Raw genomic sequence first — 5,760 nt, 5'->3', positions numbered from 1 at the left:
ATTTATTGAAGGACATGGTGAATTAGATAAAGACCAAACTCAAGATATTTACAATACTTTATCTGAGTTTTATGAGGTCAAACGCATTCATCTACCCTCTTTTAAAGTGGGCATTTTAGATGATTTTGATTTGGCTATTGTAGCCAAGCCCGATTCACAATTCAATGATTTGGAAAAATACAAATTGGATCAATTCATTGTTAAAGGTGGACGTGTTTTGTGGTTAGTGGAAAGCCTCATGGCCAATATGGATAGTTTAGCTACAAATGGAGGTGTTACTACAACCCTCGATTATGACCTGAATCTGAAAGATTTGTTCTTCCATTATGGTATCCGCCTGAATTACAATCTGGTTCAGGACATCCAATGTCATTTGATTCCTGTACTGGTTAATCAGGGAGCTCCCCAGCAAGATTTCCGCCCCTGGATTTATTTTCCGGTTGTATTTCCGGTAACAAACCATCCGATTGTAAATAATCTCAATGCCTGCCTTTTTCAGTTTGCATCATCCATCGATACGATTGCAAATAAAAGTATTCGCAAAACTGTTTTATTAAGCAGTTCGGCTCAATCGCGCATGGTTTATAACCCAGCCCGCATTAGTCTGGCCGATGTGAATACAAACCCTGATGAACAATTATTTAATAAAGGACCGCAGATTTTAAGTGTATTAATTGAGGGATCTTTTAATTCATTTTTCAAGGATTATTTGTCACCCTCCACATTAAAATCAGGGAATTATGGGACATTTCAAGAAAATGGGATTCCAACTAAAATGATATTTATTTCGGATGGAGATGTGATCGCAAATCAGCAGAGTCGTGTTCGCGATCAATATTTTCCTTTGGGATATGATCGTTTTACAAAACAAACCTTTGGCAATAAAAACCTGATACTTAATGCTGTTGATTATTTATTGGATGATTCCGGATTAATGCAATTACGCAGCAAGCAATTCAAATTACGCCTATTGGATAAATCAAAATCGACCAATGACAAACTCAAATGGCAAATAATAAACATGCTGCTTCCAATCATTTTCATCCTGCTTTTTGGATTGTTATTTGCCTATATCAGGAAAACTAAATACGCAAAATAGCCTGTTAAAATCATTTATTTAATTAGGAATGAGGAAAAGAAAAAACATCATCAATCTGACGCTTTTTATTATTTTATTTTTGGCAAGCATTTATATTCTTGTTCAAAATAAAAACAGTAGTTCAACAGTACAACCAAATGATTTTGCTATTGACGATACAGCCTCTATTCGTAAAATATTTATAGCAGACATGAAAGGCGAATCGGTTATCCTGACAAAATCAAAAAATAATTGGTTGGTAAATGATGAATTTGCCATTAATCAAAGCAGGATTGAACTGCTTTTAGATGTTGTTAAGCGCCTTGAAGTAAAAAACCCCACTCCCGAAAATGCCCGGAACAACGTTATAACCGAAATGGCTGCAGGAGCAATCAAAGTTGAATTTTATAAAAGAAGTAAGAAAGCTTTCAAAGTATTGTATATCGGTGGGCCAACTCAAAACAATTTAGGAACCTATATGGCGCTTGAAAACAAGGACAAGGAACCTTATGTAGTCCATCTCCCCGGATTCAATGGCTATCTATCGGAAGGTTATTTCTTTACGGATGTGAATGAATGGAGAACCAAAGAAGTATTCAATTATAAAGCAACAGCCATACGGGAAATTGGTGTAGAATATTTGGGTGATGGTGACAGTTCTTTCAAGCTACGGGTAATTTCTCCGAATGAATTTAAACTAGTTCAATTGTCAACAAACGAAGAAATTGATTTAAATGAACAGAAAGCCAAGGCATTTGTACAAGGTTTTTCAAAATTACATTTTCTGGCTATCGATACTGATATTAGTGATTTCAGAAAAGATTCCATCTTAAATGCCAAGCCAATAATTACGATTTATGTACGAAATCTTCAGAACCAAAAAAAAACATTGAATCTATATTATCGACCTACAGATATTCGCACCAGAGTTGAATTATTCCCGGGTGTTGATAAAGAATATTTCCTTGCCACAGCAAGTGATCGGGAAGAAGATTTAGTGATCATGCAACGACTGGTTTTAGATCGAATTATGTGGAAAACTGAGGATTTCAAAATCGAAAAATAAACTATCTTTGCATCAGCACTACTAAACATTTAACAAATATTTATAATTATACTCTGATATGAAATTCATAGCATCTACAGGAACTTTACTTAAGCAACTTCAAATAATTAACGGAGTTATCAGTTCCAAAGTGGTCATTCCTATTTTGGAATATTTTCTTTTTGAAGTTGATAACGAAAAACTAAGAATTGTTGGAACTGATTTGGAAGTATCCATACAAGGTTCCATACCTGTTGAATCAAAAGAAGCAGGTAAGATTGCGATTCCAGCTAAGATGATAATCGACATTCTTAAAACCTTACCTGAGCAACCTATTACCTTCACCATTAACGAAGACAATAATTCTATTGAGCTGAAATCAGACAATGGTAAATATAAAATTACAGGAGAAGTTGCAGAAGATTTTCCAAAGTTCCCTGTATTAGAAGATGCTACCGAGTTTAAATTGTCTTCTTCTATCATGCAAGATGCAATTAACAATACATTTTTTGCTGTTGGAAACGATGAACTGAAACCAGCATTAACAGGTCTGTTTATTGATATGGGAAGTGATGATATCACTTTTGTATCAACCGATGGTAACAAACTGGTCAAATTCAAAAAAAGCAATATTGGCATCGATCAGCCTACTTCCTTCATTCTTCCTCGCAAAGCTTTGAATGTTTTAAAAGCATCCAATATGGGTAGCGATGAGGACGAGATTGAAGTACAATTCAATAAAGTAAATGCCTTGTTTAAGTTTCAGGATACGACTATTGTATGTCGTTTAATTGACGAGCGCTTTCCTGATTACAATTCAGCTATTCCTGTTGAATTACCAAACCGCATGACCATTAACCGTCACGATTTAATCGATTCATTAAAGCGTATCCAGATTTTCGCCAATAAAACCACCTATCAAGTCAGGTTTAACATAACTGGCAATGAACTTCAATTGACCTCACAAGATTTGGATTATGCCAATGAGGCACATGAACGTTTAAGCTGTGAATATGCAGGAGAAGATATGGAAATCGGATTTAGTGCACGTTTCCTAATTGAAATGCTGAGTAGTGCTGATTCTGATGAGATTGTTCTTTCGTTGACAGCGCATAACCGTCCGGGCACGATTACTCCAGCCACACACGCTGATGATGAAGAACTGATCATGCTTTTAATGCCCATCGTTATAAAATTCAACTAGAAACAAGAATATATTAATGACATCCTTCCTGATAAAAAACATCCAACTTGTTGATTCGGGAAGGATTTTTTATGCGGATCTTTTAACAAAGAACGACCGTATTGAAAAAATAGCCCCATTAATTTCAACACTAAAATCTGATTTTATTGAGATAAATGGGGAAGGAAAAATAATGATTCCCGGTGCTATTGATGTGCATGTTCATTTTCGCGAGCCCGGTTTAACGCATAAAGCAGATATATTTTCAGAGTCAAGAGCAGCTGTTGCAGGTGGTATTACCTCCTATATTGAAATGCCTAATACCAAACCCAAAACGACCAATATTGAGGCATTGAAAGCAAAATTTGATTTAGCACAAAAAAACTCCATTGCCAATTATTCATTTTACATGGGAGCCACCAATACCAATTGGGATGAACTCATAAAAGCTTTGGAAATTGCTAGTCCGGGTATCAAAGTATTTCTGGGAGCATCAACAGGAAATATGCTGGTTGATGATCAGCACATGTTGGAACGGATTTTCAAAGATTTCCCTGGAATAATCATGGTGCATTCAGAAGATGAAGCGATTATTAATGCCAACTTAGCTAAGGCAAAGAAGAAATTTGGGGCTCAAATTCCTTTTGAAATGCATGCGGATATTCGTTCTGCTGACGCTTGTTACAAAGCCACTCACGAAGCCATAAACTGGGCTGAAAAATACAATTCCAGATTGCATATTGCCCATTTATCAACAGAAGATGAAATTCAATTATTGAACAAGAGTATAGATCTGAAAAACAAACGGATTACATCCGAAGTTTGTTCTCATCATTTATGGTTCGATAAAAACGACTATAGCGAGCATAAGGGAGAAATCAAGTGCAATCCATCTATTAAGGAAGAAAAACACAAAGAGGCCTTGCTAAAAGCTGCATTAAACGGAACCATTGACCTGATTTCATCCGACCATGCACCCCATACAAAAGAAGAGAAAAATAATTTGTACAGCTCCTGCCCTTCAGGCATACCCTTGGTTCAGCATTCGCTCTTAATGATGCTTGATTTTTGGAAAAATGATAAAATTTCGCTCGAAAGCATTGTTGACAAAATGTGCCATAATCCAGCAATTTCTTACAATATTCAAGAAAGAGGCTTTTTAAAAGAAGGCTATAAAGCTGATTTGACTATCATTGATCCTGAAGAGCCTACTTTGGTTGGAGCTGAGAATATTCTCTATAAATGTGGATGGTCGCCATTCGAAGGTTACAGTTTTCAAAATAGCATTGCACAAACATTTGTCAATGGTCACATGGCTTATTCTGCAGGTGGTATTTTTGAAGGGACTAATGGGGAGAAGCTACAATTTGAATAGCATAGGTGAATTTTAATTCCCAGATAATTTAATATTTTCATATCTTCGATTATTCTTTACATAAATCGAAAATCAAATGAAAAAAACAATAACTCTCTCCCTGCTATTTCTTCTGATAACCACCATTCACGCTCATTCACAAAGCTTATCAGGCTCCTACGAAATTGGAACTACAAATGCTGATTATACAACTATAACAAATGCAGTATCTGCTCTCGATTCACACGGCATTTCAGGGCCAGTGGTTTTTAATATTCAGAATGGAAGCTATAACGAGCAAGTTGAAATTAAGAATATCGCTGGCACATCTTATACTAATACAATAACTTTTCAATCAAAAAGTGGGGATAGCTCAAAAGTTCTAATTCATTTCAGTGGGAATAGTTATAATAATTATGTGTTTTATATAAACGGTGGAGATAACTTGATTATTAAAAACCTAACATTTAAAGCTGAACATGATTTATATGGACGAATTATTTCATTTGATAGAAAGTCAGAATCAATAGAGTTGATGAATAATGCATTTTATGGATATTATAAACCCACACAAAATATTCATGATGATTATAGTAGCTTAATTTTTTGTTATGGATTTGATTTAACAGACACCATCCGGGATATTGTTATCAAAAACAATCTATTCAGATATGGTACAAATGCTATAGACCTGAACTTTAATACAAACATTCATTGTAACAATCTATTAATTGAAGGCAATTCAGTTGATTCGTTTTACCTAAGCGGAATCGGCACTGCTCGTGTAAATAATGTAACCATAAGAGATAATCATGTTACTAATACGGATACAAGTATAGAAAGTCTTTATGGAATTAGTGTTGGTACGGCAGCGAATGGATTAAACATTGAGAAAAACACCATTTTTATCAATAACAAATATTGTATTGGCTTAGGTGTTAGTTTCACTGGCAGTTCAAGGAGGGTGTAAATTAAACTCTGTCCAAAATCGTAAATTTGATTATGGATCAGAACTATTTAGACAATTTAGAAGAAAAAGCGCTAGAACAGTTTAAGAGTGGGAAGTCGCTTTTTGGAAAAGATGGAGCGTTTGCTCCATT

General features: G+C 35.1%; 5 protein-coding genes. All 5 read left to right on the top strand.

The genetic code is table 11. The features are described from left to right. The coding region (gene gldG, locus HOG71_05840; protein MBT5990355.1) for a gliding motility-associated ABC transporter substrate-binding protein GldG at window positions 1-1,099 on the top strand (1,099 nt) is incomplete at its 5' end. Window positions 1,100-1,127: 28 nt separating this feature from the next. Further along, on the top strand, window positions 1,128-2,144 hold the full coding sequence (locus HOG71_05835; protein ID MBT5990354.1) for a DUF4340 domain-containing protein: 1,017 nt from the start codon (window positions 1,128-1,130) through the stop codon (window positions 2,142-2,144). Between the two features lie 58 nt (window positions 2,145-2,202). After that, a complete protein-coding gene (dnaN, locus tag HOG71_05830; protein ID MBT5990353.1) occupies window positions 2,203-3,327 on the top strand; it encodes a DNA polymerase III subunit beta in 1,125 nt (374 codons plus the stop codon). A 16-nt stretch (window positions 3,328-3,343) separates the two neighbouring features. After that, window positions 3,344-4,681, top strand: a complete 1,338-nt coding sequence (locus HOG71_05825) for a dihydroorotase (GenBank protein MBT5990352.1) — start codon at window positions 3,344-3,346, stop codon at window positions 4,679-4,681. 76 nt (window positions 4,682-4,757) lie between these two features. Next, entirely contained in the window at window positions 4,758-5,630 is an 873-nt protein-coding gene (locus HOG71_05820; GenBank protein MBT5990351.1) for a hypothetical protein, read from the top strand. The last annotated feature ends 130 nt before the right edge of the window (window positions 5,631-5,760 follow it).

Source organism: Bacteroidota bacterium (assembly GCA_018698135.1).
Classification (GTDB): Bacteria; Bacteroidota; Bacteroidia; order CAILMK01; family JAAYUY01; genus JABINZ01.
This window is presented reverse-complemented; position numbering and strand designations above follow the sequence as displayed.

Excerpts from the sequence above, each read along its gene's own strand:
- HOG71_05835 (MBT5990354.1), top strand. The coding sequence starts at position 1,128 with ATGAGGAAAAGAAAAAACATCATCAATCTGACGCTTTTTATTATTTTA.
- dnaN (MBT5990353.1), top strand. The coding sequence starts at position 2,203 with ATGAAATTCATAGCATCTACAGGAACTTTACTTAAGCAACTTCAAATA.
- HOG71_05825 (MBT5990352.1), top strand. The coding sequence starts at position 3,344 with ATGACATCCTTCCTGATAAAAAACATCCAACTTGTTGATTCGGGAAGG.
- HOG71_05820 (MBT5990351.1), top strand. The coding sequence starts at position 4,758 with ATGAAAAAAACAATAACTCTCTCCCTGCTATTTCTTCTGATAACCACC.